The organism is Sphingomonas sp. BL-S-28 (genome assembly GCF_055521515.1).
On sequence record NZ_CM145484.1, the window covers coordinates 737,043 to 763,081 of the forward strand.

A 26,039-nucleotide genomic window follows, 5' to 3' on the forward strand; every position below is an offset into this window, starting at 1 on the left:
CTGCCGGGCAGGGCCGGCGGTAACAGGGAAAGCTAGGGTCCGTGACAGCGCATCGCATCGTTTTCGCCAATGAAAAGGGCGGCACCGGCAAGTCCACCACGGCCGTCCACGTCGCCATCGCGCTTGCCTATCAAGGCGCCAAAGTGGCCGCGATCGACCTCGATCCGCGCCAGCGCACGCTCTACCGCTATCTGGAAAACCGCATCGAGACGGAGCGCCAGCGCGAAATCGCGCTGCCGGGCGCCCGCTTTGCGGTCTACGATGGCGACGATATCGGGGAACTGGACGATCTGGCCGAGCAGATCGCCGACGGCTACGATTTCCTGGTGTTCGACACCCCGGGGCGCGACGATCAGTTCGCCCGCCACGTGGCCGCCACCGCCGATACGCTGGTGACGCCGCTGAACGACAGCTTCGTGGACTTCGACCTGATCGGCCAGGTGGAGAACGAAACCTTCCGCGTGAAGAAGCTGTCTTTCTATGCCGAACTCATGTGGGAAACCCGCAAGAAGCGCGGGTTGAAGACCATCAACGAAGGCCGCCGCGAACTCGACTGGGTGGTGGTGCGCAACCGTGTCCAGCACGTCGAGGCGAAGAACATGCGCCGTCTGGAAGGCGCGCTGAAGGAACTGTCGAAGCGCGTGGGCTTCCGGATTTCGCCGGGCCTGTCCGAACGCGTTATCTTCCGTGAGCTGTTCCCTTCCGGCCTGACGCTGCTCGACAAGGGGCATCTGGGCGAACTGGGCACCAGCCATCTGGTCGCGCGGCAGGAACTGCGCGGGCTGGTGGCGGGGCTCAACCTGCCGATGCCCGAACGGCGCGAGCCGCAGCTCGAACTCTCGGACGAAGGCTGAAGCCCCCGCGATGAAGCTCATCTGGCTGATCGTGCTGGGCTGCATCGCCTGGAAACTGGCAACCGGCCGCTGGCCGTGGAACCATCTGGGCTATGACTGGCCGGCATCGAAGTCGCGCAGCAAGGCGACCGGCTTTGCGCAGATCCATGAGCAGGCACAGGCCCGTGCGCTGCTGGGCGTGCCGGAAGGCGCCAGCCGTGAGGCCATTCTGGAAGCGCATCGCAAGCGCCTGATCGCGATTCATCCTGATCGTGGCGGCTCGAACGAGAAAGTCCACGAGGCCAATGCCGCGCGCGATCTGCTGCTGGACCAGATCGATAGCGGCGCGCGGGCCTGAGGGCCGCGATGCCCCAAAACCACCACCATTTCGATCCGACGATCCTGCGCGAATACGACATTCGCGGGGTCGTCGGGGGAAACCTGAATGCGGGTGATGCCCATGCCATCGGGCGGGGCTTCGCCGCTATCCTGCGCCGTGAACTCACCGGGCAGGGGCGTCCGAAGATCGTCGTTGGCCGAGACGGTAGAACAAGCTCGCCGATGCTGGAAGCGGCCTTGGTGGAGGGCCTGCTGGCCGGCGGCGCAGACGTGGTGCGCATCGGCTTGTCGAGCAGCCCGATGCTGTACTACGCCGAAGCCTCAGCCGAAGACGTGCAGGGCGGCATTCAGATAACTGGCAGCCACAATCCCGCCGATCAGAATGGCTTCAAGATGGTAGCGCAGGCTCGGCCCTTTTACGGGGCGGCGATCCAGCGGCTTGGCGAAATCGCGGCAGCCGGGGATTGGGGCGCCGAAGCGGCCGATGGCGGGTGGATCGAAGATCGCAGCGTTGTCGATGCCTATGTCGCCGGGATGCTGCCCGCCCTCGACGGCTTGCCCGCCGACCGGCTGGCGCAGCTGCGCATCGGCTGGGATGCCGGGAACGGCGCGGCCGGCCCCGTGCTGGAACGGCTCACTTCCAAGCTGCCTGGCGAACATCATCTGCTCTTCACCGAAGTGGATGGGACGTTTCCGAACCATCATCCGGACCCGAGCGAGGACGCCAATCTGGCAGACTTGCGCGCCCTCGTCGCGGCGAAGAACCTCGATTTCGGAGTTGCCTTCGATGGCGATGCGGACCGGATCGGCGTGGTCGACGGGGCCGGGCGGGCACTGGCGGGCGATCAGCTGCTGGCGATCTATGCCGAGGATCTGCTGCGCCGCCATCCAGGGGCGCAAGTCATTGCCGATGTGAAGGCATCGCGCGTGCTGTTCGATACGGTGGCCCGGCTGGGCGGCGTGCCGGACATGTGGAAGACCGGCCATGCGCTGATCAAGGCCAGAATGAAGGAAACCGGCGCGCTGCTGGCGGGCGAGATGACCGGGCACATGTTCTTTGCCGATGACTACTACGGCTTCGACGATGCCTTCTACGCGGCGCTGCGCCTGATCGCCGCGACCTTGCGGCTCGATCGCAGCGTGGCCGATCTGCACGATGCCATGCCGCGCGCGATCTCCACGCCCGAACTGCGGTTCAAGGTGGCCGAAGAGCGCAAGTTCGCCGCCGTGGAGGAAGTGCACGGACGGCTGGCGGCGGCGGGCGCCGATGTCGTCGCGGTGGACGGGGTGCGTGTCACTACGCCTGACGGCTGGTGGCTGCTGCGGGCGTCCAACACGCAAGCGATGCTGACCGCGCGAGCGGAGAGCGAGACGGCAGAAGGGCTGGAGCGGCTGCTGCGGGAAATCGATGCGCAACTCGCGGCATCGGGACTGACCCGCTAGGGCAGAATCACGATCGCGAGGCCAACGGCTGCTGCGCTGGAGACCAGCGGCAGCGCCGCGGCCTTGCCGTTCTGCCAACCCGCCAGCCGTATCGTCACGCCGGCCTTGACCAGCGTGTTCAGCGCCACCGGCACCGCCAGCACCAGCCCGGCGGTGCGCCCGTCCAGCGACTGTCCGGCCAGTCCGCCCATGGTGATGATCGCGGAATCGACGTCCACCGTGCCGGACACTGCCAGCACCAGGGCCAGCCCGCGCTCCCCGAAATTGGCCAGCACCCAAATCGAAGCGACCGTCAGCACCATGACCAGCCCGGCCAGCATCAGCGCCGGCCCGATGTCGAACGGGTTGCGCATCGCCAGTTCGTGGCCGGGATTGGGCGTGGCCGCCGCGCGGCTGCGGCGCAGATACCAGCCGGCGGCCGCGATGCCGACCACCAGACCGGGCGCGATCAGCCGCGTCAGCGTGGGCAGCGCCACGGGCGCCAGCAGCGCGGTCAGCACGAAGACGCGCAGGAACATGATGACCGAGGCGAAGGCGATGGCGGCGCGAAACACCGCGCGCGGCTCTTCGCCCTGCTTCATCCGGCTGGCCAGCGAAGCGATGACGGCGGTGGAGGATACCAGCGATCCGGCGGCGGCGGTGGCGATGATCCCGCGCCGGGTGCCCAGCATGCGCGTGGCGAAATAGGCGGCGAACGAAAAGCCGGAGATCAGCACCACCACCAGCCAGAGCTGGCGGGGGTTCCACGCGCCGTAAGGGCCGAAGGGCTGATCGGGCAGCAGCGGCAGGATCACCAGCGCAATCAGCGCATAGCGGGCGATCGACAGCACCTCGCGCTGGCTGAGCCGGTCGATCCAGCCGTGGAGCTGCTCGCGCAGCGCCAGCAGCAGCACCATGGTCACGGCGATGGCGGTTCCGGTAACCCGCTCTCCCAGTCCGACCAGAAAGCCGCTGGCGACGGTCAGCAGGGCGACCAGTCCGCTGGTGCCGCTGGCCGTCTCGTTCAGGCGGCTATCGCGCACGTAGCCGATCAGCACCAGCACGCCGACCGCGCCCACCAGAACGGTGGCGGGGCCGGGGGCGATGTGAAACAGCACGCCGGCAATGCCGCCGCCCAGTCCGATCAGGGCGAATGTGCGGACCCCGGCGAAGCGCGTGCCGGAAGCGCGGTCGCGCTGGGCCCAGCCGCGCTGGATGCCGACGAGCAAGCCCAGCGCAAGGCTGACGGCCACTTTGGCGAGGTCTGACAGCTCGAGATCGATCGGCATGGGCCCTCGCGCCGGTGGCTGGGCCTGCATCGTGACCGGCCATGCGGCGAAGCGCAAGCCGGACGTTCTTGCAGCAGAAGGCTTTTCTCTCCACCTATCAGCCATGGCGGCGCGCAAACCCCGAGATACGGACCCGAAGCTTCCTCCCGAAATTGCCGACTGGTTCGCCGGGCGGGGCTGGCGGGTTCGCCGTCACCAGCGGGACATGCTGGCGGCATCGGACCGGGGCAAGCACGCCCTGCTGGTGGCCGATACCGGCGCGGGCAAGACGCTGGCGGGCTTTTTGCCGACGCTGGCGGATTTCTGTCCCTCGCGGCAGGCGGGCGGCGAAGCGCCGGAGGGGCTGCACACGCTCTACGTCTCGCCGCTCAAGGCCCTGGCGCACGACGTGCAGCGCAACCTGCTGACCCCGGTCGAGGAAATGGGCCTGCCGATCCGGATCGAGACACGCAGCGGCGATACGCCCTCCGATCGCAAGGCACGCCAGCGGGCCCGGCCGCCGCATGTGCTGCTGACGACGCCCGAATCGCTCTCACTGCTGCTGACCTATCCCGAGGCGCCGACGCTGTTCGCCGGCCTGAAGCGCGTGGTGATCGATGAAATCCACGCCTTCGCCACCGGCAAGCGCGGCGATCTGCTGGCGCTGTCACTGGCGCGGCTGCAGGCACTCAGCCCCGGACTACAGCGTGCGGGGCTCTCGGCGACGCTGGCCGACCCCGATGCCTTTCGCGGCTGGCTGGCACCGTGGGGAGAGATCGACGCGGTGGAACTGGTGGAGGGCGAACCCGGCGCCGAGCCCGAAGTCTCGATCCTGCTGCCGCAAGAGGAACGCATCCCGTGGAGCGGCCATGCGGCGACATGGGCGATCCCGCAACTGATCGACCAGATCAAGGCGCACCGCACCACGCTGATCTTCACCAACACGCGCTTTCTGGCCGAATATATTTTTCAGGAGCTTTGGGACGCGAACGAGGACAATCTGCCGATCGGCATCCACCACGGCTCGCTCTCCAAGGAGGCGCGGCGCAAGGTGGAAGGGGCAATGGCGGAAGGGCGGCTCAGGGCCCTCGTATGTACCGCCAGCCTCGATCTAGGTGTCGACTGGGGTGATATCGATCTGGTGGTGCAGATGGGCGCACCCAAGGGCTCCTCGCGCCTGCTCCAGCGCATCGGGCGCGCCAATCACCGGCTCGACCAGCCGAGCAAGGCCATGCTGGTGCCGGGCAACCGTTTCGAATTTCTGGAAGCCTTCGCGGCCCAGGAAGCCGTGCGCGAGGGGCAGCGCGATGGCGAGCCGTTCCGGCCCGGCGGGCTGGACGTGCTGGCCCAGCACGTGATGGGCACGGCCTGTGCCGGACCTTTCCGCGAAGAGGCGGTGCTGGCCGAAGTGCGCTCGTCCGCCGCCTATGCCTGGGTGGATGCGGCGATCTTCGCCCGCGTGCTCGATTTCGTGGCCACGGGCGGTTACGCGCTTCGCTCCTACGACCGCTTCCGCCGCATCGTGCGCGAGAAGGACGGGCAGGGCGGCTGGCAGTGGCGGCTGACCCATCCCGAACACGCGGCGCGGCATCGGTTGAACGCCGGGATCATCGTCGATGCCGAGATGCTGGAAGTGCGCTTCCGCAACGGCCGCTCGCTGGGCAAGGTGGAGGAAGGCTTCGGTGCCAGCCTGAAGCCGGGCGATACTTTCCGCTTTGCCGGCATGGATCTGGAAGTGGAAGCGCTGCGCGAACTGGAGCTGATCGTGCGCGCCGCGAAGCGGTCGGCGACGATCCCCAGCTACATGGGCCAGCGGATGCCGATCTCTACCCATCTGGCGGAGCGGGTGCGTGCCATGCTGTGCGATCAGGCCGGCTGGGCGCGCTTTCCCGACGATGTGCGCGAATGGCTGGAGGTGCAGGACTGGCGATCGCACTTGCCCGCGCCGGGCCGGCTGCTGGTCGAAAGCTTCCCGCACCACGGCGCCGCTTACACGACCTACTACACGTTCGAGGGTTGGCCCGCGAATCAGTCGCTGGGGATGCTGATCACCCGGCGGATGGAAGACCGGGGGCTGGGGCCGCTGGGCTTCGTCGCCACCGACTACGCGCTGGTGGTCTGGGGACTGAAGCCGGTGGAGGATCCCGCCGCCTTGCTCTCCCCCGATATCCTGACTCACGAATTCGTCGATTGGGTGCAGCAATCGTACTTGCTGCGCCGGGCCTTCCGCGAAGTGGCCGTGATTTCGGGGCTGGTGGAGCGGCAGCAGCCGGGAACGCGAAAGTCCGGCCGGCAAGTGACCTTTTCCACCGACCTCATTTATGACGTCCTGCGCAAGTACGAGCCTGATCACCTCCTGATCGAGGCGGCCTGGGCCGACGCCCGCGCGCGGATGACCGATGTGGCGCGCGTGGCCGATGTGCTGGACCGCGCGGCCAGCGAGATCGATCATGTCAGGCTGGACCGGATCAGCCCGCTTTCGGTGCCCGCACTGTCGATGATCGGCCGCGAATCGCTGCCTTCCGGCGCGGCGGACGAAGATCTGCTGGTGGAGGCGGAGAGCCTCGCCTCGCTGGCGATGCGGGTCGATCTGCCCAGCGAGGACTGAGAGCCCGTTTGAAAAATGCCGCTAGGGCATTTTGAGGCGGCACCAGCCCTCTCCCCCACCCTTCCACCCGCAGGATACTACCGTTGGGTGGAAGGGTGGGGGAGAGGGCTGGTGCCGCAAAAATTCGCGTTCCGCGAATTTTCAAACGCAATCCGAGGTCGGCCTGCCCTATCGGTCGAAGGCGCCGAAGCGGTCGTTGTCCACGAAGCCGAAGTTGGTCACGCCGGAAGCCTTGATCGTCTGCAGCACTTCGGCGGTGCGGGCATAGGCAGCATTCGCATCGGGGCGGAAGCGCAGTTCGGGTTCGGCCGGCATCCGCGTCGTGCTGTAGAGCAGCGTGGCAAGTTCGCCCTTCTCCACCCTATCGCCGTTCCAGCGGATCGTGCCATCGGCACCGATCGTGATCGTATTCTGCAGCGGTTGCACGGTATGTTCGGTCGTGCCCGTGGGCAGATCGACCTGGATCGACTGCGTGGCGACGGGGATGGTGATCACGAACATGATCAGCAGCACCAGCATGACGTCGATCAGCGGCGTGGTGTTGATCGCGGCGATCGGGGATTCGCGGGAAACGGCCTCTCCAGTGGTCATGGGCAAGTCCTCTCTTCAGGGATCTTTTTCCGCACTGGCATGAAATGTAACCCGAATTTCGCAGTGTTCCAATAGGGCATCGCGAAGCGGGATAGGTGGCTTCTGGCCTGGACAAAGAAAAAGGGGCGGATTTCTCCGCCCCTTCCTTGATCCGGTAGGATCGTTCCGTTGTCCGGCTTACTTGCCGAAGTCGCGGAACTGCTCGTTGCCGACGAAGCCGAACTTGGTCACGTTCGCAGCCTTGATGAGCTGGAGAACCTGAGCCGACAGCTCGTAGCTGGCCTGCGCTTCCGGCTGGTACTGCAGTTCGGGCTCGACCTTGTAGGTCAGCGACTGCGCCAGCAGGTTCTGCAGGGTGTTCTGGTCGACCTGGTTGCCGTTCCAGAGGATCTTCGCATCCGAGGTGAGCACGATCTTGTTCTTGATCGGGTCCACCGGCGGCGGCGTGTTCGTCGGAGGGGTTGCAACCGGGAGGTCGATGTCGATCGAGTTGGTCGCAACCGGGATGGTGATGATGAACATGATGAGGAGAACGAGCATGACGTCGATCAACGGCGTCGTGTTCATTTCCATCATCGGCGCGCCATCGTCCTTGCCGCCTGACATTGCCATGGAATGTTACTCCTTCTCGAACGTCAAGCGTTCGGGTCAACCGGGTTGGAGATGAATCCAACCGTCGGGTAACCCGCAATCTGGACGTTGTAGATCGCGCCGGCCACGCAACGCCACGGGGCGTTCACGTCACCGCGGATGTGAACCTGCGGAACCAGATCCGGGTTGTCCCGAAGGGCTTCCGGACCGCCTGCACGCTTCACGATTGCATCGAGACGCTTGAAGGCCTGGTCGTACAGTTCCTTCGAGGTCACCGGCGTGATGTTGTTGAAGTAGACGCGGCATTCACCGTTGCGCGAAGCGCCCTGGTAGCCGGGTTCACCCGCACTGCGACCCGAATCGTCGGTGGTCGTAACCGAGAGGAGGAGGTTTTCGACCTTGTCCTTCGATTCTTCCGACTTGATGACCGGGATCTTCAGCTTTTCGACCGTCTGGATCGCGACCGGGACCGCGATCAGGAAGATGATCAGAAGCACCAGCATGACGTCAACGAGCGGCGTCGTGTTGATGTCGGACATCGGTGTTTCGGCACCGCCTCCGCCCGAGGATATCGCCATAGTCTTATCCTAATCCTTGCGTTGCCCTGGGGAGGCGACGGTCCTGCTTGCAAAGCGCCGCCTTTGATCCCCTGTGGAAAGCGCCGCCGTCATCCGGCGACGCATTTCCGTGCAGCTTACGGCTTGGCCGGAGCAGCAGCCGGCTTGGCGGGAGCAGCGGCAGGCTTCACCGGAGCAGCAGCGACGGTGGGCTTGATGGCGCCCTTCGAGTTGATGTTCGCCAGCAGGTCGGCCGAGAAGCCGGTCAGCAGTTCGGCGATGCGCTTGTTGCGGCTCTGCAGGTAGTTGTAGGCGAGAACGGCGGGAACGGCGACGATCAGACCGAGCGCGGTCATGATCAGCGATTCACCGACGGGGCCGGCAACCTTGTCGATCGAAGCCGAACCGGCGATGCCGATGGCGATCAGGGCGCGATAGATGCCGACGACGGTACCGAACAGACCGATGAACGGTGCGGTTGCGCCGACGGTGGCGAGGAACGGCAGGCCCGAAGCCAGGCGAGCGTTGATCGAAGCTTCCGAACGCGCGAGCGAAGCGTGCATCCAGTCGTGGGCTTCAAGGGTGTCGGTCATCTTGGCGTGCTGGTCTTCGGCGGCGATGCCGTCGTCGACGAGCTGGCGCCATGCGCTGTTCTTTTCGAGCTTGGCCGAACCTTCACGAAGGGTCGGGGCCTTCCAAAACGAAGAGCGGACGGCACCGAACTGGCGCATGATCTTGGCCTGTTCGAACCACTTGGTGAACAGGATGTAGAACGAGCCGAACGACATGATGCCCATGATGATCACGGTGGCGTACGAAATGAAACCACCGGCCTGGAGAGCTTCCACGAAACCGAACTTGTTCTGCGGCGCGGCTTCGCCAGCGGCGGCAAGGATGTCAACGATAAGCATGCGATTTACCTCTCAAGAAGAATGCAGGATTTGGCCAGATCCATCGATCGGGTTCCGGCCAGGCCGTCAAATTAACTGAGCTTGTAGACGATCGTCGTGGCGAACGAGCCGCTGGTCGGGTTGCCCGCATCGTCGAGAGCGGGGTTGAAACGACCGAAACGGTTCATGCCTTCACAAGCTGCCGAGTCGAGATCCGGGCTGCCGCTGGAGCTGGTAACGGAGCAGCTGGCAACACGACCATCGGGACCCACCGAAACCCGGACGCCGACGCGGCCTTCACGCTCTTCGCGCAGGGCCTTGGCCGGATATTCCTGGTTGAAACGGCTGGTCCAACCGCCCTTGACCGACGCGCCACGCGCCTTCGAGGGGGCCGGCGGGGCCGGAGGTGCCGGCGGAGCGGCGGCCGGAGCCGGAATCGGAACCGCAGGAATCGGAACCGGCGGCGGCGTGGTGACGGTGGTCACCGGCGGCGGGGCCGGTGCGATATTGATAGGCGGCGGCGGCGCCACGATCGGCGGCGGCGGCGTATCCTGCTTGGGAGGCGGCGGCGGTGGCTCTTCCTCCTTCGGTTTCTCTTCCTTGATGTCGACTGTGGTCACCTTGTTGATGACTTTTTTCGCGGCTTCGTAGGCCAGACCCGTGACGAGTGCATAGCCTACAAAGACGTGAATCAGCGCGACAATGACAAGCGCGGTAATCTTGTTACCGCTCATTTGCTGGTCAGCGTAAGCCATTCAAACGCATCACTCCATTACCAAGCCCTGGACCCAACCCGGGTGCGGACAAGCCCAAAGGCGCCCATGGCCCTCTCCCAAGGGGAAAGGTCCATGACGAAACTCTAAATTACCCACCCTGACGGCTGTCAGTTTGCCTATCCGTAAACAACGAAACGGGTTGGCGAACCGTGGGGCATTTTTGTGTTTTTGCCCCGTTTTGCCGATTTCATTAGCGACACCGTTGCCCCTGTGCAACGCCTTATCGGCAATCGCACCGTTAACACTTGATTCAGGGGTGTTAAGTTCCAAGCGCGGTGGGGGTGTTTGTGCTGCCAGGCACAAGCCGCTAAGGCCAGACCCCGCGTTTCCCGGAGAGTTTAGACAATGCCTGCGAATCTGCCCCGTCTCGTCCTGAACCTGGCATGCGCCTCTTTGGCCGTGCAAGTCCTTCCGGCATCGGCGCAGGCACAGGCGCCGCAGGCCGACACGCCCATGCTGCGCGAGGCCAGTTTTGCCGACCTTGCAACACTGTCCGAATCGGCGGGAATCGTCGTGCGCGCCACCGTGCGCAAGATGGCCCGGGTTGAGGACGAGCGCGCGCCGGGGTTGACGCCCGGGATGGGCCGTTTCTACGTCAATGCCGAGACACGCGCGCTGCTGACCGGCTCGGCACCGATCGGCGAATCCTTCGCCTATCTGGTGGACCTTCCGCTTGATGCCCGCGGCAAGCCGCCGGCATTGAAGAAGGTGGACGTGCTGCTGTTCGCGCGTGCCGTTCCTGGGCGGCCCGGGGAACTGCAGTTGGTGACGCCGACGGCGCAGCAGCTGTGGAGCGAACCGGCTGAGGCCCGCCTGCGCGGCATCCTGAAGGCGCTGGTCTCGCCCGATGCACCGGCGCGAATCACCGGCGTGCGCGAGATGCTGTTCGTGCCGGGCAACCTGGCCGGACAGGGCGAAACGCAGATTTTCCTGAATACCCACAACGGCTCTGCCGCCTCGATCACCGTGGTCCATCAGCCGGGCGCGGCGCCGGCGTGGGGAGTGTCGTTCTCTGAACTGGTCGCCAACACCGGCCACCCGCCCCAGCCAGAGACGCTGGAGTGGTATCGTCTGGCTTGCTTCCTGCCGGCGAATCCACCGGCCCGGGCCAATGTGTCCGAGGGAATGGAGGCGATGCGCCAGGCCGCGGCGGACTATCGCATGGTGCTGAACCAGCTTGGACCCTGCACGCGCAATCTGGACAAGCGCTGAGGGCAGGTAATTTTCGCGCCGCCATTGCCTCGATTACATGCGAAGGTACTGGAATTTCCCGGTGGGCTCGCTTAGGGCGCGCTCGCGAAAGGGAACTCCATGGTTGAACCGCTGAATATTGCGCTAGCCGGTCTCGGCACGGTCGGGGCGGGCGTTGTCCGTCTGATCGAGACCAATGCCGAACTGATTGCCCGGCGCGCGCGCCGCCCCATCCGGATCGCCGCCGTCAGCGCGCGCGATCGCACCAAGGACCGCGGGGTCGACCTTTCCCGTTACGACTGGGTGGACGATACCGCGGCTCTGGCCGCGCGGCCCGATGTCGACGTGGTGGTGGAGATGGTCGGCGGATCGGACGGTCCGGCGCTGGCGCTGGCGCGCAATGCCATCGCGCAGGGCAAGGGGCTGGTCACCGCCAACAAGGCGATGATCGCGCACCACGGGCTGGAACTGGCCTCCGCCGCCGAAGCGGCCGGCGTAGCGCTGAAGTTCGAGGCGGCCGTCGCCGGCGGCATCCCGGTGATCAAGGGGCTGAGCGAAGGCGCCGCCGCCAATGCGATAGAGCGCGTCTACGGCATCCTGAACGGCACCTGCAATTACATACTCTCCACCATGGAGGACACCGGCCGCGATTTCGGCGACGTGCTCGCCGAGGCGCAGCGCATGGGCTATGCCGAGGCCGATCCCACTTTCGACATCGAGGGGATCGACGCCGGGCACAAGCTCTCGATCCTGGCGGCCATCGCCTTCGGTTCGCGGCTGCGCTTCGATACGGTGGAGACCACCGGCATCTCGCGCGTGAAGGCGGCCGATATCGAGCAGGCCCGTTCGCTGGGTTATGTGATCCGCCTGATCGGCATGAGCGAGATCGACCGCGCCGATGGCACCGCGCGGCTGTTCCAGCGCGTGCATCCGCATCTGGTGCCGTTCGACCATCCGCTGGCCCATGTAGACGGCGCCACCAATGCGGTCGTGGCCGAAGGCAACTTCATGGGCCGCCTGCTGTTCCAGGGCGCCGGCGCCGGTGATGGCCCGACCGCGAGCGCGGTGGTGGCCGATATCATCGATATCGCGCGCGGCGAGAAGGGGGCTGCCTTCTCGATGCCGGCGGGGGAACTGGAAGCGATGGAGCCGGCGGCGACCGGCCACCGCCGCAGCCGCAGCTATATCCGCTTCACGGTGCCGGACCGCCCGGGTGTGCTGGCCGATATCACAGCCGCCATGCGCGATGCCGGGGTTTCGATCGCCAGCATGATCCAGAAGGGCGACGCCGGGCAGGAGGGCGAGGTGATCCTGGCCATCGTCACCCATGAAGGGCCCGAATCGGCCGTTCGCGAGGCGGTGCGCGTTCTGGAAGGCTCCGACAGTCTGACCGCCGCGCCGTTGGTGATGCAGATCATCGAACGGTAAGAGTTTTGTCCGGGCTCGCGCCCGGGCGAAACAGGCATCCGCCTGTTTCGGCGGCACCAGCCCGCTCCCCCACCCGACCTCCCCTACGGGGTAGGATCTGGGAGGTCGGGTGGGGGAGCGGGCTGGTGCCGCAAGCTCGTCACGGATGTGACGAGCGCACCCAACAAACATCAATCAATGCGCGCGCAACTCGCCTTTCGCCACACGGTCTGCGTCCGAACCGGCCGGGGCCTCGGGGATCTGTGACAGGTCGATGATAAGCGGCTGTGCGGGCGGGCAGGGCGGGATGAAGCAGCCCTTCGCCACCGACACGCCGCCGATGTTCTTTTCGAAATTGGGCGGGCGGAGGCGGCCGTCGTCGGTGCCGGCCTTGCCCGTGGGGTCGCTGTCGGCCGAGGAATCGACGCGAAACTGATCCTCATCCGGCGCGCAGACGACGATTTCGCCCGGGCGCCCCTGCCTTACGCAAGTGCGGTGGGAGGTATCGGGTACGATGCGTCCGGCGGACATCATTCTTTCCGCCATGGCCCGATCCGCATCGGACACCGATCCGCCGCTCTGCGCGGTGGTCTGCCCAGAGGCGGACGCGGCGGAAGCATCCTGCGCAAATGCAACTTCGGGCGCCAGCAAAGGCGCGGCTACGGAATGGAAGATCGCGATTGCGAACAGCGCACGCCACGTTCTCGACAATTGGTATTCCTCTGTCTAAGCCCCCAGCCCGAACCTTATTCCCTCCACGCCTTAATGCGGAGTGATCATGCCCGAAGCAAGTAAAGTCCTCGATCGCGTTCTTGTTCTGGAGATGGTCCGCGTAACCGAGGCGGCAGCCATCGCAGCCTCCGAACTGGTTGGGCGCGGGGACGAGAAAGCGGCCGATCATGCCGCGGTCGAAGCGATGCGCAAAGCGTTCGACACGCTTTATATGGACGGCACCGTAGTGATCGGCGAGGGCGAGCGCGACGAGGCGCCGATGCTGTTCATCGGCGAGAAGGTGGGCGGCGCCCCCGATCGCGGCCCGAAGATCGATATCGCGCTCGATCCGCTGGAGGGCACCACGATCACCGCGAAGGCCGGCCCCAACGCACTGGCGGTGCTGGCGGCGGCGGAAGAGGGCGGCCTGCTCAATGCGCCCGACGTCTACATGGAAAAGCTGGCCGTCGGCCCCGGCTATCCCGAAGACATTATCGACCTGACCAAGAGCCCGACCGAAAACGTCAAGGCGGTGGCCGCGGCCAAGGGCGTGAAGCCCGAGGAAATCATCGTCTGCGTGCTCGATCGTCCGCGCCATGCCGAACTGATCGCCGAACTGCGCGCCATCGGTTGCGGCGTCGTGCTGATCGGTGACGGCGACGTGGCCGGCGTGATCGCGGTGACCGACGAGAATACCACGATCGACATGTACATGGGTTCGGGCGGCGCGCCGGAAGGCGTGTTGGCGGCGGCGGCACTGCGCTGCGTCGGCGGCCAGATCCAGGGCCGCCTGCTGTTCCGCAACGATGACGAGCGCGCCCGCGCCCGCAAGTGGGGGATCGAGGATCTCGACAAGATCTACAAGCTGCGCGACCTGGCCAAGGGCGATTGCATCTTCGCGGCCACCGGCGTGACCGACGGTTCGCTGCTTCAGGGCGTGAAGCGCCTGAAGGGCGGCAAGATGACGACCGAGAGCGTGGTGATGCGCGCCAGTTCCGGCACGGTGCGCTGGATCAAGGGCGAACATCGCGTTCGCGGCTGAATTTCAGGTGCTTACCTGCTAAAAGGCCGGTCCGGAGGATGCTTCGGGCCGGCCTTTTGCCGTTCTTGTGCCTTCCCATTCTGGGGCGAGTCACGGTGACGGGGCCATGCTTTCTGTTGCAATCCGATGACTCATGAGTAGAGGCGGGCGCGTTCCGCCACCCATCAACCACACAGCCGTCTCGGGGATTCGCCATGAAGATCATGTCCGGCAACAGCAACCTTCCGCTCGCGCGGGCCATCGCGGGCTATCTGGAGCTGCCGCTGACCGATGCCGCGGTACGCCGCTTCGCCGACGAGGAAATCTTCGTCGAAATCCACGAGAACGTGCGCGGTGAGGACGTCTTCGTCGTCCAGCCGACCAGCTATCCGGTCAACGACAACCTGATGGAGCTGCTGATCTGCATCGACGCGCTGCGTCGTGCTTCGGCCAAGCGCATCACCGCCGTGATCCCCTACTTCGGTTACGCCCGCCAGGACCGCAAGCCTGGCCCGCGCACGCCGATCTCGGCCAAGCTGGTGGCCAACCTGCTGACCGAGGCCGGCGCCGACCGCGTTCTCTCGGTCGACCTGCACGCCGGCCAGATCCAGGGCTTCTTCGATATCCCCACCGACAACCTGTTTGCAGCGCCGGTCATGGCTGCCGACATCCAGGCGCGTTACGGCGACCAGTCGCTGATGGTGGTTTCGCCCGACGTCGGCGGCGTGGTGCGTGCCCGTGCGCTGGCCAAGCGCCTCGACAACGCGCCGCTCGCCATCGTCGACAAGCGCCGTGACAAGCCCGGCCAGTCGGAAGTGATGAACATCATCGGTGACGTGAAGGGCCGCGCCTGCATCCTGATCGACGACATCATCGATTCCGGCGGCACCCTGTGCAACGCCGCGCAGGCGCTGATGGACGAAGGCGCCACCAGCGTTACCGCCTACATCACCCACGGTGTGCTTTCGGGCGCGGCGGTTTCGCGCGTCACCAACTCGGCGCTGAAGGAACTGGTGATCACCGATTCGATTCAGGCGACCGACGATGCCAAGGCTTCGGACAAGATCCGCATCCTGACGATCGCGCCGCTGATCGGCGAGGCGATCCGCCGCATCGCGGACGAAAGCTCGGTCTCCAGCCTGTTCGACTGAGCGGGTCGGACGTCTTAGAACAGTTTGCGACCCGACTGCGTCGGATCGACTGCTCTAAGTTTTTGGTTTGGCGCATTTTCCGAGTCATCAGGTGATTCCACCTGATTAGAAAATGCTCTAGTCCGCGAGTTTCGAAAGGGCCGGTGCCGCGAGGTGCCGGCCCTTTTCGTTTATTCGCGCTCTATTCCCAGGGCCTGATCTGCCCCGGCTGCAGGCGGTTCAGCGCTTCCAGCCGGCGGGCCTGTCGCGATTCCAGCGCCAGCGTCAGGATCGGCAGTGGCCGCTTCACGAACTGGCTGGGCGACATGCCGAACAGTTCGGTGAACTCATGGATCAGGTGGCTCTCGTCGTAATAGCGCAGGGCGATCTCGTCCGCCTCGTCGCTGTCGGCCACGCCGCGCAGATAGCTGGCCATGTCCAGCGCGCGGGCGCGGCGCAGCACTTGCTTGGGCGGCATGCCGAAATCGCGGTTCACCACACGCTCCAGCGTGCGGCGGTCCACCCCGCATTCGCGCGCGGCATCGCTGACCGTCATCGACGGGTCGCGGTAGCTGATCGCCTCAAACCGGACGGTGACCGGATCGGGTGGCGGGCAACCCATCTGTTCGATCCGGTTGCGAAACGCCTGTTCCAGATGTTGCAGCCACTCTTCTACTGGCGCGCCGGGTTCCAGCATGGCCAGGAACCGTTCGGATGGCATCGCCACCGCGCTGGTGCTGACCAGCCGGTCCACGAAATCGCCCACGCGCGGGCCCTGCATCGCGGTACACGCGCCGGGGCGCAGCGCCAGGCCGACGCTGGTGAAGCTGCCCGTTACCGACACCGGCATCCGGCGCGACTGCGGGCCGAAGAACAGCGCCGAATGGCATAGCCGCCGATGGCCGTCCGCCGTTTCCGCCGACCAGCTTCCCTCGGTCTGGATGCGCAGCATCGCGGTATCGTTGAACAGCCCGCACGACAGCGTGTAGTCCGCCGGCGCGCTTACCCGCGTCACGTAAAGCCGCGCGATCCACGGCGCGAGATCGGCCGCCGGCGCGCGATTGTACGAAAGCGGCTGGCCGTCCCTTGTATATCCCTGTTCCGGCGCGATCGCCGGATCGATAGCCGGGAGTTTTCTTCGCAGCATGCCCCTACTCTTGCAGAAGAGAAGATATGCCCCCCGACACGGGGATAGGATGGCGCGCATTCTGTCGCAATGTGAGAAAAACACATAAGGGTTCCGCTCAGGGTCAATTTTCTGCCAGCCTTGGGATTTTTTGGGCGGTGCTTGACCTGTCGCCATCGATGCAGGCAGGAGATCGCCCATGAAACTCGATCAGGATATCGCCTTCGCCCTGCGACTCGCCGATGCGGCGGGAGAGGCGATCAGGCCGCACTTCCGGTCCGGCCTCACGGCCGTGCGCAAGCCGGACGCGTCGCCCGTCACCATTGCCGATCAGGCGGCGGAGGAGGCCATGCGGCGTATCCTCAAGGCCGAAGTCCCGCGCGATGGCATCATTGGCGAGGAGTTCGGAACGGAGGAGGGCACTTCCGGGCGGACCTGGGTGCTCGATCCGATCGACGGCACCGTCTCCTTCATCGCCGGGCGGCCGATCTTCGGCACGCTGATCGCGCTGCTGGTCGATGGCTGGCCGGTGTTGGGGGTGATCGACCAGCCGATCCTGGGCGAGCGCTGGGTGGGGGCCAGCGGCATGGCGACGACCTTCAATGGCAAGGAAGTGCGCACGCGCCCCTGCCGCGAACTGGCCGATGCGATGCTGGCGACCACCGGCCCGCAATACTTCGACGATCATGAAGGCGAACACTTCATGTCGCTGGCGGCCAAGACCGACCACAAGCGCATGATGATGGGCGGCGACTGCTATAACTATGGCTTGCTCGCCTCCGGCCAGATCGACCTCGTGTGCGAGGCGGGGCTGAAGCTGCACGACTGGGCGGCGCTGGTGCCCATCGTCGAAGGCGCCGGCGGCACGATGTGCGACTGGAATGGCGAACCGCTTCACGCGCAGTCCGAAGGCCATGTCCTTGCGATCGGCGATCCAGCGCGTCTGGAAGACGTGGTCGAGGCGATGGCCTGCGATCACTGAGCGCCCACTAGCATTGACGGAGTCGCCGGTGCGCAGGGTCAGCCTCTTCGTTTATGGCACACTGCAGCCCCATGCGGGAACGCGCATGGGGGAATGGATAGCGGCACGGCTGGAAAGCGCGCAGCCCGCGCGCGTGCCGGGGCGTATCCGCGCGGTGAAGGGCGGCAACGGCTGGTTCCCGGCGCTGGTCCCCGCACGATCCGGTGCGCGGGTGCAGGGAACGCTCTGCCGGCTGGCCTTGAAACCGGGCGATCTAGCCCGGCTGGACCGTTACGAGGGGCGCGAATATCGGCGCGTCAGCCTGCCGGTGCGTACCGCCACGGGCGGCAGCGCGCGGGCGCAGGTCTATTGCTGGCGCGTGGCCCTGCCCGATGCGGCGCCGGTGATCCGCGACGGCAACTATCTCGGCTGGCTGGAACGGACCGGGCGGCAGGCTTTTACCACTCTGCGCAACGGCGCGTGAGGAGGCGGACATGGCGATCAAGACGGCAATCGTGACGGGCGGCGGCGCGGGTATCGGGCGTGGGCTGGTCATGCACTTCGCGGCGCTGGGCTGGCGTGTCGCCGCGATCGATCTCGACGGAGAGGCGCTGGACGAACTGGCGGTACTGTTGCCGGGGAACCGCTTCCTGCCGATCACCTGCGACGCCGGCAGCGAACCGGCGGTGCGCGCGGCCTTCACCCGGATCGGGGAATGGACCGATGCCGTGCACCTGCTGGTCAACAATGCCGGGATCGCCAATCCGAACGGCGGCCCGCTGGAAGACCTGACGCTGGAAAGCTGGCAGCGCTGGATCGATTCCAGTCTTACCGCGGCTTTCCTCTGCACGCGCGAGGCGCTGAGCCTCCTGCGCGCGGCCGCGCCGGCCAGCGTGGTCCACATCGCATCGACCCGCGCCTTGCAGTCGGAGCCGGACTCTTATGCCTATGCTGCCTCGAAGGGCGGGCTCTGCGCACTGACTCATGCCATGGCCATCGGGCTGGGGCCGGAGATCCGCGTCAATGCCGTATTGCCGGGCTGGATCGAGACCGGACCCTGGCAGAAAGCCGCCAAGCGCCGCGAGCCGGAATATTCGGATGCGGATCTTGCCCAGCATCCGGTCGGCCGCGTCGGCGTGGTGGAGGACATTGCCGCCACCGTCGAATGGCTGGCGGGCGAGGGAGGCGGCTTCGTCACCGGTCAGCAGATCGTCGTTGATGGCGGCATGACCCGCAAGATGATCTACGCCTGATTGCGGGCTGCCGCCCGAATGCGGCACCGGCCCACGCCCCCACCCGACCTCCCACAGTGTACCCTTGATGGGAGCTCGGGTGGGGGCGTGGGCCGGTGCCGCAAGCCTTCGACGGATGGCGAAGGCGCACTCGGCAAATGACTCGCTTGCGTTCCTGCCATTCTCCCACTAAAGGCGCCCCCTTCAATCGACACGGTTGAGTCTCCGTCAGGAGATTCGCGGGTCGGCCTGGCGAAAAGGGCTGCCATGGCTGACCGGACGTGTCCCTGTGAAAGGAAACGAAATGCCCAAGCTGAAGACCAAGAGCGGTGTGAAGAAGCGCTTCAAGCTCACCGCCACCGGCAAGGTGAAGCACGGCGTTGCCGGCAAGCGTCACCGCCTGATGAGCCACAACGGTAAGTACATCCGCCAGAATCGCGGCACCGAAGTCATTTCCGACGCCGATGCCAAGACGATCAAGAAGTGGGCGCCCTACGGGCTCAACTGAGGAGTACTGACCTATGAGCCGTATCAAGAGGGGCGTAACCACCCGCGCCAAGCACAAGCGTATTCTGGACCAGGCCAAGGGTTACCGCGGCCGTCGTAAGAACACGATCCGCGTTGCCCGCCAGGCCGTCGAAAAGGCCGGCCAGTACGCGTACCGCGACCGCAAGATCAAGAAGCGGACCTTCCGCGCCCTGTGGATCCAGCGTATCAACGCTGCCGTCCGCGCTGAAGGCCTGACCTATTCGCAGTTCATGCACGGCATCAAGCTTGCCGGCATCGAACTCGATCGCAAGGCGATGGCCGACCTCGCCATGAACGAGGGTTCGGTGTTCTCGACCGTGATCGCGCAGGCGAAGGCCGCGCTGCCGGCGTAAGCCAGCAATCGCGATCAGCGACAACAGTTACGGGGCGCGGGTGTTACGGCACTCGCGCCCCTAATTGTTTCAGGCTGATGGCTTCGGCGTGATCGTTTCGGTCCATCCGTTTTGACCCAATCGTTTCGGCCGAATTGTTTTGCGCGCCCGTGCAAGTCCCGGTACGCTTCAAGCGAAGGGGGCGTGGCGGCGCCAAGAGAAAACAGGGAATGACAGCCAGGCGGGTAATCATCCAGTACTGCCCGGTTCCTCCGGGCCTAGAACGCTATGTCTCGACCTTGTTTTACTGCGAAGTGGAGATCGGAGACGACGAACGTCTGCACGATGTCCTGTGCCCCGATTGGGCGACTTTGCGTTTTCACTACGGCGCGCCGATCGTTGCCAGCATGCGTTCGGGCAGCCGGATCGACGGTTGCCGCTTTTCGGTAGGCGGACCGCGTTCGCAGGAAGTGTCGTTTTCGATGGGGCAGGCCCGGCAATGGGGTTTGCGCCTCTCGCCACTGGGCTGGGCGGCGCTGACGGACGTGCCGGCGGACCGCTATGCAGACAGGCTTGTCGACGGAGAGCAGGACGATGCCTTCGCCCGCTTTCGCCCGCTGTACGAACTTCTCGCCGATGAGCAGGTATCGCCCGGCGTTCACCTCGATCGGCTGGTAACCTTCCTGGGCGGTATTCACCCGCGCCCGGTTCCGCACGAAGTGCTGATCGGGGCGATCGGCCGCGCGCTGGTCGATCCTGAACTGCGCACCGCTGCCGATCTGGCCGCCGCCGTCGGCGCGCATCCGCGCATGGTGGAGCGGGTATGCCGCGCCGCCTTCGGTTTTTCGCCCAAGCTTCTGTTACGCCGCCAGCGCTTCCTGCGCAGCGTCGAGCAATTCACGCTTTCGCCCAGCCTCAAATGGGTGGCGGCGATGGATGAGGCCTATCACGACCAGGCCCAGTTCGTGCGCGACTTCCGCGCGTTCATGGGCATGACGCCGCGTGAATATGCCGCACTGGAAAAGCCCCTGACCGAAACGCTGCTGCGCGAACGGGCCCGCCTTGCCCGCCATGCCGCCTCGGCACGTCTTGCGACGGGATAGGGCTGCTGCCGCACGAAAATGCCCATTCGGGCATTTTCCAAACAGACGCGCGCCGTTGCGATTCTTGCCCGGTCCCCTTAAGGACCGCGCTTCCAGATATCAGCAACAGTCAGGCAGACACCAGTGGACTACGCAGCAACCGGCCAGGAGGCGCTCTCGCGGATTGCGGAAGCATCCGATCTCGAAACGCTGGAGGCCCTGCGTGTCGAGTTTCTGGGCAAGCAGGGATCGATCTCCGGCCTGCTGAAGACGCTGGGCAAGCTCGATCCCGAAGAGCGCAAGGTCGAAGGCCCCAAGATCCACACCTTGCGCGAAAGTGTGAGCGAGGCGCTCACCGCCCGCAAGGACGCGCTGGAGACGGCGGCACTGAACGCCCGCCTCGCCGCCGAGACGATCGACCTCTCGCTGCCCGCGCCCGAAGCGCCGCGCGGCACCGTCCACCCGATCTCGCAAGTGATGGACGAGATTGCCGAGATCTTCGCCGACCTTGGCTTCTCGGTCGCCACCGGGCCGGAGATCGAGGACGACTGGCACAACTTCACCGCGCTCAACATGCCGGAAAGCCACCCCGCGCGCGCGATGCACGACACGTTCTATTTCCCGGACCGTGACGCGAAGAACCGCGAGATGCTGCTGCGCACGCACACCTCGCCGGTGCAGATGCGCACGATGCTGGCGCAGGGTGCGCCGCTGCGCATCATCGCGCCGGGCCGCGTCTATCGCTCTGACAGCGACGCCACCCACACGCCGATGTTCCACCAGGTCGAAGGTCTGGTGATCGACAAGAACGTCCACCTCGGCCACCTGAAGTGGACGCTGGAGACCTTCCTGAAGGCGTTCTTCGAGCGTGAGGACATCGTCCTGCGTCTGCGTCCCAGCTACTTCCCCTTCACCGAGCCTTCGGTGGAAGCGGACATCGGCTTCACCCTGATCGACGGCAAGCGCGTGATCGGCGGCGATCCGTCGAAGGGCGAGGGCGGCTGGATGGAAGTGCTCGGCTCGGGCATGGTCAACCGCCGCGTCATCGAATTCGCCGGGCTCGATCCCGATGAATGGCAGGGTTTCGCCTTCGGCATCGGCATCGATCGCCTTGCCATGCTGAAGTACGGCATGGACGACTTGCGCGCCTTCTTCGACGGCGATGTCCGCTGGCTCTCCCACTACGGTTTCTCCGCCCTCGATGTGCCGACCCTTTCGGGCGGCGTTGGCACTCCGGCTTGAGCGCGGGAAGGATTTAGAAAATGAAGTTCTCGCTTTCCTGGCTCAAGCAGTACCTTGAGACCGACTCCTCGCTTGAGGATATTGCCCTGAAGCTCAACGCCATCGGTCTTGAGGTCGAAGGCATCGAGGATCCCGCCGCCAAGCTGGCCGGTTTTCGCGTGGCCAAGGTGCTGACCGCGGACAAGCATCCGCAGGCGGACAAATTGCAGGTCCTCACCGTGGATACGGGTGAAGGCGTGCTCCAGGTCGTCTGCGGCGCGCCGAATGCGCGCGCGGGTCTTGTCGGCGTGCTCGGCCTTCCCGGCGCGACCGTGCCCGCCAACGGCATGGTGCTGAAGGTCGCGGCCGTGCGCGGCGTCGAATCGAACGGCATGATGTGCTCCACGCGCGAGCTGGAGCTGGGCGAAGATCACGACGGCATCATTGAACTGCCTGAAGACGCACCGGTCGGCACGCCTTTCGCGGATTATCACGGCGCCGATCCGGTGATCGAGGTGGCCATCACCCCCAACCGCCCGGACTGCATGGGCGTCTACGGCATCGCGCGCGATCTCGCCGCCGTCGGCATCGGCACGCTGAAGCCGATCGAGGCGCTGGATATCGCCGGCAGCTTCCCCTGCCCGGTGGACGTGCGCACCGACGATGCCGAGGGTTGCCCTGCATTCTATGGCCGCGTGATCAAGGGCGTGAAGAACGGCCCCTCGCCGCAGTGGCTGCAGGATCGCCTGAAGGCGGCCGGTCAGCGTCCGATCTCGGCGCTGGTCGATGCCACCAACTACCTGATGCTGGCCTATGGTCGCCCGGCCCACGCCTATGACCTTGCCAAGCTGAACGGCGCCGTCGTCGCACGCCGCGCCAAGGACGGCGAGACGGTCGTCGCGCTGAACGAAAAGACCTACACGCTCGACGCCGAGATGACGGTGATCGCCGACGATTCGGGCGTGCACGATATTGCCGGCATCATGGGCGGCGAGCATTCGGGCTGCGGCGACGAGACCACCGACGTCCTGCTCGAAATCGCCTACTTCGATCCCGAGCGCATCGCCAAGACGGGCCGCAAGCTCAATCTCACCTCGGACGCGCGCAGCCGTTTCGAGCGCGGGATCGATCCGAACTTCCTCGATACCGGCCTCGACCACCTGACCAAGTTGATCCAGACGCTGTGCGGCGGTGAGGCTTCGCAGGCGGTGCGCAGCGGTGCGGCCCCGGCCACGCCAAAGATCGTCCACTTCGATCCGGCGCTGACCGAGAAGCTGGGCGGCGTGGCGATCGACCCGGGCGAGCAGCAGCGCATCCTTGAGAGCCTTGGCTTCGCGGTCGTCGCGCAGGAAGCCGGTTTCGATAAGGCTTGGGCCGTCACCGTTCCCGGTTGGCGTCCCGATGTGGACGGCGCGCCCGACATCGTTGAGGAAGTCGTCCGCATCCACGGTCTCGACAAGGTCACCAGCGTCGCCCTGCCGCGTGCTGACGGCGTCGCTCGTCCGACCGCCACGCCGACGCAGGCACTGGAACGCCGCGTTCGCCGCGCCGCTGCCGCGCGCGGGCTGCACGAGGCGGTCACATGGTCGTTCCTGCCCTCGGCCGAAGCCGATGCCTTCGCCGAAGGTAACGGGGCTCTCTGGACGCTGGCCAACCCGATCAGCGAGGACATGAAGGTCATGCGGCCCTCGCTGCTGCCGGGCCTGTTGATGGCGGCCAAGCGCAACCTCGATCGCGGCGCCTCGTCGCTGCGCCTGTTCGAACTGGGCCGTCGCTATCTGCGCGGCGAGGGCGGTGCGAGCGACGAGCGTCTGGCGCTGGGCTTCGTGCTGGCCGGTGAGAAGGTCTCGCGCGGCTGGGCGACCGGCAAGGCGACTGCGTTCGACGCTTATGACGCCAAGGCCGAAGTGACCGCGCTGCTGGCCGAAGCCGGTGCCCCGGTCGAAAAGCTGCAGGTCATGGGTGAGGCTGGTTCGCAGTTCCACCCCGGCCAGTCGGCCACGCTGCGCCTTGGGCCCAAGAACGTGCTGGCGCGCTTCGGCATGCTGCACCCGGCGGTCGCCAAGCAGTTCGACCTCGAAGGCCCGGTGGCGATTGCCGAGATCTATCTCGATGCCATCCCCGGCAAGAAGGGTGCCGCCACTTTCGCCCGTACCCGCTACGCGCCCCCGGCGCTGCAGGCGGTGACGCGCGACTATGCGTTCCTGGTGCCTGCGGAACTGCCCGCGGGCGATCTCGTCCGCATGGTTGCGGGTGCGGACAAGGCGAACATCGTCTCGGCCCGCCTCTTCGACGATTTCCGTGGGGCCGGCGTGCCGGAAGGGCAGAAGTCGCTCGCGCTTGAAGTCACTCTCCAGCCGCTCGAAAAGAGCTACAAGGAGGAGGATCTCAAGGCGATCAGCGACAAGGTGACCGCCGCCGCCGCCAAGCTTGGGGCCGTGCTGCGCGGTTGATCGGGCGGCTGAAGAAGCTGCTGAGGAAAAGGGAAGATCGCCGGTGACTGATAGGAAATTCGTGACCATCACCGCCGGCGATCTTACCGCGCGCATCGCCACGCACGGGGCCGAGCTGTGGTCGCTGACCGACCGCACCGGCCGCGAATACATGACCGATGCCGATCCGGCGTTCTGGACCGGCCATGCGCCGATCCTGTTCCCGATCGTCGGCGGGCTCAATGGCGATCGCTACCGGCTGGACGGGCAGGACTACGAACTGCCCCGCCACGGCTTCGCCCGCCATTCGGCCTTCGAAGTGGTCGAGCAGGAAGAGGGTGCGGTTCGCCTGCGCCTGCGCGACAGCGAGGGCACGCGGAAAGTCTATCCCTTCGCCTTCGTGCTCGATCTGGTGTTTCGCATCGAGGGCGCGACGCTGCATGTGGCGGCGGAAGTCTCCAACCCCGGCGATGCACCGATGCCGTTCAGCCTGGGCTATCACCCCGCCTTCGCCTGGCCGCTGCCCGGCGGCGCACCCAAGGCGGAACACACCATCGCATTCGAACAGGCCGAACCCCAGCCGATCCGTCGGATCGACCCGGCCACCGGCCTTGTCCTGCCGGAGCCGGTGCCGACGCTGGTGGAAGGCCATCTCTATCGCCCCGATGCCGCGGACTTCGTCGAGGACGCGGTGATCTGGGACCACCTTTCCAGCCGCGCGCTGACTTTCGGCGCGCCCGGCGGCGGCCAGCTTGCCGTGGCCTTCCCCGACATGCCGATGCTGGGCATCTGGCAGAAGCCGGGCGCCAATTACCTCTGCATCGAACCCTGGCAGGGCCATGCCGACCCGCTGGGCTATTCCGGCGACTTCCGCGCCAAGCCGGGCATGCTCTCGCTGGCCCCCGGTGCCAGCCGCCGCTTCCGCATGGACGTGACCGTCCTGACTGCTGATTGAAGGAGAACCCCATGAAAACCGCACTCGTAACCGGCGCCACCTCCGGTATCGGCGAAGCCTGTGCCCGCGCGTTCGTGGCGGCAGGCTGGCGCGTGATCGGCACCGGCCGCCGGGCCGAACGTCTGGATGCCCTGAAGGCCGAACTGGGCGCGGACAAGTTCCACAGCGCCGTGTTCGACGTGCGGGATGAAGCCGCGCGCGATGCCGCGCTGGCGGCGCTCCCGGCCGAGTTCGCCGGCATCGACTGTCTCGTCAACAATGCCGGCCTCGCGCTCGGCACCGAGCCGGCGCAGAGCGCCTCGCTCGATGCGTGGAAGACGATGATCGACACCAACGTTACCGCGCTGGTTTCGCTGACCCACAAGCTGTTGCCTGCGCTGGTGGAGCGCAAGGCCGCGATCGTGAACCTGTCCTCGGTGGCGGCGACTTATCCCTACACCGGCGGCAACGTCTACGGCGGTACCAAGGCTTTCGTGCACCAGTTCTCGCTGGGCTTGCGTTCGGACCTTGCCGGGACGGGTGTGCGCGTCACCTCGATCGAGCCGGGCATGGTGGAAACCGAATTCACGTTGGTCCGCACCGGCGGCAACCAGCAGGCTTCGGATACGCTCTATGGCGGTGCGAACCCGATGACGGCTGAGGATATCGCCGGAACCGTGCTGTGGGTGGCCACGCTGCCGCCGCACCTCAACATCAACACGCTGGAGCTGATGCCGGTTAGCCAGTCTTTCGCCGGCTTCCAGGTCGCGCGGAACGGCTGAGGCTTAAACACTCACACCAATTCTCGTCATCCCCGCGAAGGCGGGGATCCCGCTTGTTCTTGCGAGGTAGCGCG

General features: G+C 65.8%; 26 protein-coding genes. 18 read left to right on the forward strand and 8 right to left on the reverse strand.

From position 1 onward, the window contains the following. The first annotated feature begins 41 nt into the window (after nt 1-41). Genes ACZ1JC_RS12305 through pgmG form a run of 3 tightly spaced genes read left to right on the forward strand, consistent with a single transcriptional unit; the run spans nt 42 to nt 2,615 of the window. Nucleotides 42-854 carry a division plane positioning ATPase MipZ gene (locus tag ACZ1JC_RS12305; RefSeq protein WP_465136589.1) on the forward strand — a complete coding sequence of 271 codons (813 nt, stop codon included), beginning with the start codon at nt 42-44 and terminating at the stop codon, nt 852-854. A 10-nt stretch (nt 855-864) separates the two neighbouring features. Continuing rightward, complete coding sequence (locus ACZ1JC_RS12310) at nt 865-1,191, forward strand: J domain-containing protein (RefSeq protein WP_465136588.1); 327 nt, start codon at nt 865-867, stop codon at nt 1,189-1,191. An 8-nt stretch (nt 1,192-1,199) separates the two neighbouring features. After that, complete coding sequence (gene pgmG, locus ACZ1JC_RS12315; RefSeq protein WP_465136587.1) at nt 1,200-2,615, forward strand: phosphoglucomutase/phosphomannomutase PgmG; 1,416 nt, start codon at nt 1,200-1,202, stop codon at nt 2,613-2,615. Here the strand turns inward: pgmG and ACZ1JC_RS12320 are convergent. Further along, nucleotides 2,612-3,883: an MgtC/SapB family protein gene (locus ACZ1JC_RS12320; protein WP_465136586.1), complete on the reverse strand. Its 1,272-nt coding sequence runs from the start codon at nt 3,881-3,883 to the stop codon at nt 2,612-2,614. The two genes, pgmG and ACZ1JC_RS12320, sit on opposite strands and share 4 nt — an antisense overlap. Before the next feature lie 103 nt (nt 3,884-3,986). Between ACZ1JC_RS12320 and ACZ1JC_RS12325 the strand changes: the two genes are divergently transcribed. Further along, a complete protein-coding gene (locus tag ACZ1JC_RS12325; protein ID WP_465138611.1) occupies nt 3,987-6,470 on the forward strand; it encodes a ligase-associated DNA damage response DEXH box helicase in 2,484 nt (827 codons plus the stop codon). A 168-nt stretch (nt 6,471-6,638) separates the two neighbouring features. On the opposite strand, the gene ACZ1JC_RS12330 is transcribed toward ACZ1JC_RS12325, so the two are convergent. The 5 genes from ACZ1JC_RS12330 to ACZ1JC_RS12350 all read right to left on the reverse strand — a co-directional run bounded on the left by ACZ1JC_RS12330 (nt 6,639) and on the right by ACZ1JC_RS12350 (nt 9,854). After that, a complete protein-coding gene (locus ACZ1JC_RS12330) occupies nt 6,639-7,061 on the reverse strand; it encodes an ExbD/TolR family protein (RefSeq protein WP_465136585.1) in 423 nt (140 codons plus the stop codon). 177 nt (nt 7,062-7,238) lie between these two features. Beyond that, entirely contained in the window at nt 7,239-7,673 is a 435-nt protein-coding gene (locus ACZ1JC_RS12335; RefSeq protein WP_465136584.1) for an ExbD/TolR family protein, read from the reverse strand. Nucleotides 7,674-7,696: 23 nt separating this feature from the next. Next, entirely contained in the window at nt 7,697-8,230 is a 534-nt protein-coding gene (locus ACZ1JC_RS12340; protein WP_465136583.1) for an ExbD/TolR family protein, read from the reverse strand. Between the two features lie 116 nt (nt 8,231-8,346). Next, on the reverse strand, nt 8,347-9,120 hold the full coding sequence (locus ACZ1JC_RS12345) for a MotA/TolQ/ExbB proton channel family protein (protein WP_465136582.1): 774 nt from the start codon (nt 9,118-9,120) through the stop codon (nt 8,347-8,349). A 71-nt stretch (nt 9,121-9,191) separates the two neighbouring features. Further along, nucleotides 9,192-9,854: an energy transducer TonB gene (locus ACZ1JC_RS12350; RefSeq protein WP_465136581.1), complete on the reverse strand. Its 663-nt coding sequence runs from the start codon at nt 9,852-9,854 to the stop codon at nt 9,192-9,194. Nucleotides 9,855-10,220: 366 nt separating this feature from the next. On the opposite strand from ACZ1JC_RS12350, the gene ACZ1JC_RS12355 reads away from it, so the two are divergent. Both ACZ1JC_RS12355 and ACZ1JC_RS12360 read left to right on the forward strand, forming a co-directional pair. Further along, nucleotides 10,221-11,087, forward strand: coding sequence for a hypothetical protein (locus ACZ1JC_RS12355; RefSeq protein ID WP_465136580.1), 867 nt, complete (start codon nt 10,221-10,223; stop codon nt 11,085-11,087). Between the two features lie 99 nt (nt 11,088-11,186). Beyond that, complete coding sequence (locus tag ACZ1JC_RS12360; protein ID WP_395329371.1) at nt 11,187-12,494, forward strand: homoserine dehydrogenase; 1,308 nt, start codon at nt 11,187-11,189, stop codon at nt 12,492-12,494. Between the two features lie 174 nt (nt 12,495-12,668). Here ACZ1JC_RS12360 and ACZ1JC_RS12365 read toward each other — a convergent pair whose 3' ends face one another. Then, nucleotides 12,669-13,184: a hypothetical protein gene (locus tag ACZ1JC_RS12365; RefSeq protein ID WP_465136579.1), complete on the reverse strand. Its 516-nt coding sequence runs from the start codon at nt 13,182-13,184 to the stop codon at nt 12,669-12,671. Nucleotides 13,185-13,251: 67 nt separating this feature from the next. Here ACZ1JC_RS12365 and glpX point away from each other — a divergent pair, with 67 nt between their 5' ends. Together glpX and ACZ1JC_RS12375 are read left to right on the forward strand one after the other, a co-directional pair. Next, on the forward strand, nt 13,252-14,226 hold the full coding sequence (gene glpX / locus ACZ1JC_RS12370) for a class II fructose-bisphosphatase (protein ID WP_465136578.1): 975 nt from the start codon (nt 13,252-13,254) through the stop codon (nt 14,224-14,226). Between the two features lie 194 nt (nt 14,227-14,420). Then, on the forward strand, nt 14,421-15,356 hold the full coding sequence (locus ACZ1JC_RS12375) for a ribose-phosphate pyrophosphokinase (RefSeq protein WP_395329365.1): 936 nt from the start codon (nt 14,421-14,423) through the stop codon (nt 15,354-15,356). A gap of 181 nt (nt 15,357-15,537) precedes the next feature. Here ACZ1JC_RS12375 and ACZ1JC_RS12380 read toward each other — a convergent pair whose 3' ends face one another. After that, on the reverse strand, nt 15,538-16,482 hold the full coding sequence (locus ACZ1JC_RS12380; protein WP_465136577.1) for a helix-turn-helix transcriptional regulator: 945 nt from the start codon (nt 16,480-16,482) through the stop codon (nt 15,538-15,540). Nucleotides 16,483-16,660: 178 nt separating this feature from the next. Here ACZ1JC_RS12380 and hisN point away from each other — a divergent pair, with 178 nt between their 5' ends. From hisN to ACZ1JC_RS12430, 10 genes are all read left to right on the forward strand, one after another. After that, nucleotides 16,661-17,443 carry a histidinol-phosphatase gene (hisN, locus tag ACZ1JC_RS12385; RefSeq protein WP_465136576.1) on the forward strand — a complete coding sequence of 261 codons (783 nt, stop codon included), beginning with the start codon at nt 16,661-16,663 and terminating at the stop codon, nt 17,441-17,443. Between the two features lie 28 nt (nt 17,444-17,471). Next, complete coding sequence (locus ACZ1JC_RS12390) at nt 17,472-17,906, forward strand: gamma-glutamylcyclotransferase family protein (protein WP_465136575.1); 435 nt, start codon at nt 17,472-17,474, stop codon at nt 17,904-17,906. 10 nt (nt 17,907-17,916) lie between these two features. Continuing rightward, the gene (locus ACZ1JC_RS12395; protein ID WP_465136574.1) at nt 17,917-18,675 is read left to right on the forward strand and encodes an SDR family oxidoreductase; all 759 of its coding nucleotides are present in this window, start codon (nt 17,917-17,919) and stop codon (nt 18,673-18,675) included. 283 nt (nt 18,676-18,958) lie between these two features. Further along, nucleotides 18,959-19,162, forward strand: coding sequence for a 50S ribosomal protein L35 (rpmI, locus tag ACZ1JC_RS12400; RefSeq protein ID WP_021232722.1), 204 nt, complete (start codon nt 18,959-18,961; stop codon nt 19,160-19,162). Between the two features lie 13 nt (nt 19,163-19,175). Next, nucleotides 19,176-19,535: a 50S ribosomal protein L20 gene (rplT, locus tag ACZ1JC_RS12405; RefSeq protein WP_465136573.1), complete on the forward strand. Its 360-nt coding sequence runs from the start codon at nt 19,176-19,178 to the stop codon at nt 19,533-19,535. A 209-nt stretch (nt 19,536-19,744) separates the two neighbouring features. After that, entirely contained in the window at nt 19,745-20,617 is an 873-nt protein-coding gene (locus tag ACZ1JC_RS12410; RefSeq protein ID WP_465136572.1) for a helix-turn-helix domain-containing protein, read from the forward strand. Between the two features lie 123 nt (nt 20,618-20,740). Then, on the forward strand, nt 20,741-21,838 hold the full coding sequence (gene pheS, locus ACZ1JC_RS12415) for a phenylalanine--tRNA ligase subunit alpha (RefSeq protein WP_465136571.1): 1,098 nt from the start codon (nt 20,741-20,743) through the stop codon (nt 21,836-21,838). 20 nt (nt 21,839-21,858) lie between these two features. Next, nucleotides 21,859-24,270 (forward strand): phenylalanine--tRNA ligase subunit beta, encoded by a 2,412-nt coding sequence (gene pheT, locus ACZ1JC_RS12420; protein WP_465136570.1) that lies wholly within the window; start codon nt 21,859-21,861, stop codon nt 24,268-24,270. A gap of 43 nt (nt 24,271-24,313) precedes the next feature. Further along, entirely contained in the window at nt 24,314-25,204 is an 891-nt protein-coding gene (locus tag ACZ1JC_RS12425; protein ID WP_465136569.1) for an aldose 1-epimerase family protein, read from the forward strand. An 11-nt stretch (nt 25,205-25,215) separates the two neighbouring features. After that, complete coding sequence (locus tag ACZ1JC_RS12430) at nt 25,216-25,965, forward strand: SDR family NAD(P)-dependent oxidoreductase (protein ID WP_465136568.1); 750 nt, start codon at nt 25,216-25,218, stop codon at nt 25,963-25,965. The last annotated feature ends 74 nt before the right edge of the window (nt 25,966-26,039 follow it).